The sequence below is a fragment of the Lacinutrix sp. YIN62 genome, assembly GCF_057219185.1.
Map to the genome: position 1 here is coordinate 1 of NZ_JBXVVH010000063.1, position 1,764 is coordinate 1,764.

The window sequence follows — 1,764 nt, forward strand, 5'->3', positions numbered from 1 at the left end:
TGACGAAGTCTTAAGCTTCTGCGTGTATCATAACCTTATTCCTCTCTTTTGTCTTTTCTTATTTATGTTTAAATTTAATGAATTGTAAACTTAAGACGTGTATAAGCAATAGCTCAGATTGTGGTCACAAGGAAAATTAAAGAAGAAAGCAAACTAAAACTATAAATCAACGCTCGTGCAGGAGCTACTGCTCATACACAAAACGTTGTCTGTAAGCCCACAAACCAATGAACATTAAAGATAAATCAATAAATTTTCAATATCATTACAGCCGAATTTTCACTTTCGGTTTGAATAGGAAAAAGTTTGAATGCTTACCGAAAAGTAATGATTTATTTGCGTCAAATAATTCGAGAAACACATTTATTGCACTCGCATTTACATTATTTTCCTGTGGACTATTTTTTTCTGGAATTATAGAAGGTTTTATAAACGGAAATGAAATTACAACGGAATTCATACTTGTGTTTTTTGTTATTCACCCAATTGTTGCAACTATCGGATTACGACAATTTTTGTGGCTTATTAATGGACGACAAGAATTACGAATTGAAAATGGAAAAATGACTTTAAGTAAAAAAGGAACTTTTCTAACTAAAACACAAAGTTTTAAATTGAAACACGTAGAAAATATTCGGAATGAAATCCAAGAAAATTCATTATCGACTTATGACAAAACATTGCGGAATATATCTCTGAATAGAAAATTGCTTTTTAGCCATATAATGGGAGAAATAATATTCAACTATAAAGGAAAGAAAGTAAAATTATTTAATGAATTGACCGAAAATCAAAAAGCGGAATTAATAACTGAAATTAAAAATCTGAAAGAAAAGCCTACACACAACACCGTATAAAATTAATTGCTAGCTTTAGCTTATTTACGAAAGTCCTCGCGGACTTTCTATTCGGTTTGTATTTGTTAAATTAGGTGCTTAAAACACGCAACTAATCTTATACAAACACGTTAGCTGTAATTGACAAAATCGAATGAAACAAATAGAAACTGGAGAAATATCAGAATTTAACTGGATTAAAGAAGGAGTTAATCTTGCTCTTAATTCAAATTTAATTTGCCTATCAAAAAGTGAATTCGAAAAAGATGATTTTTCTCCATTGCAATGGTTCGGGACAAATGTTATCCAAGAGATTGCGACAAATGGAAATACTGAAATATGTCCATTATTTGGAAAGCAAATAAAATCAATTGACGATTACTGCTACCAACTTTGTATGACTATTCCATGGGGGTTTGAAATGGGAAGGAATATTCATGCAATTTATGATGTGCTTCTGAATTTTGAGACAGAGCCAAAAAATAGAGTCTTTATTTGGTATGACTGTCAAATTTTAATGAGAGAGGATAAAAAATTATTCAGTGAAATATTTGAAAGTATGATAGTAGCAGGATACTTAAATTCAGTCGGAGAAGCAACTCATAATTATCAGGTAAATCAAAAAAACCTCTTCATGTTTCGTGAAACAAACTTAGAGGAATTGACTGAAATCATAAATAAAGAGTACTATACTCCAAAAATTTCTCTCAATGAGGAATTTTATATGAAGCATGATTTTGAAATATTAGAAATAAAATAAAAGCAGGTAACAATGTGTAAAAATGCATTAAAACGCATTTTACACTCAACGTTGCCCATAATATGGTATGGTAAAGAAACATCGTTTACAAAGTTAAAGGGACATCGTTTACACTTTTTAAAGACTAAATTTCTGAATAAAAACAGAAATTATGCCTTGGAAAGAAAC

General features: G+C 30.1%; 2 protein-coding genes. Both read left to right on the forward strand.

Translation table 11 applies throughout. The features are described from left to right. Window positions 1-227 precede the first annotated feature (227 nt). Entirely contained in the window at window positions 228-857 is a 630-nt protein-coding gene (locus AC2D8I_RS16130) for a hypothetical protein (RefSeq protein ID WP_484707140.1), read from the forward strand. A 133-nt stretch (window positions 858-990) separates the two neighbouring features. Continuing rightward, complete coding sequence (locus tag AC2D8I_RS16135; RefSeq protein ID WP_484707142.1) at window positions 991-1,596, forward strand: hypothetical protein; 606 nt, start codon at window positions 991-993, stop codon at window positions 1,594-1,596. Window positions 1,597-1,764 lie beyond the last annotated feature (168 nt).

Coding starts and splice junctions, on each gene's coding strand:
- AC2D8I_RS16130 (WP_484707140.1), top strand. CDS start 228: ATGAACATTAAAGATAAATCAATAAATTTTCAATATCATTACAGCCGA.
- AC2D8I_RS16135 (WP_484707142.1), top strand. CDS start 991: ATGAAACAAATAGAAACTGGAGAAATATCAGAATTTAACTGGATTAAA.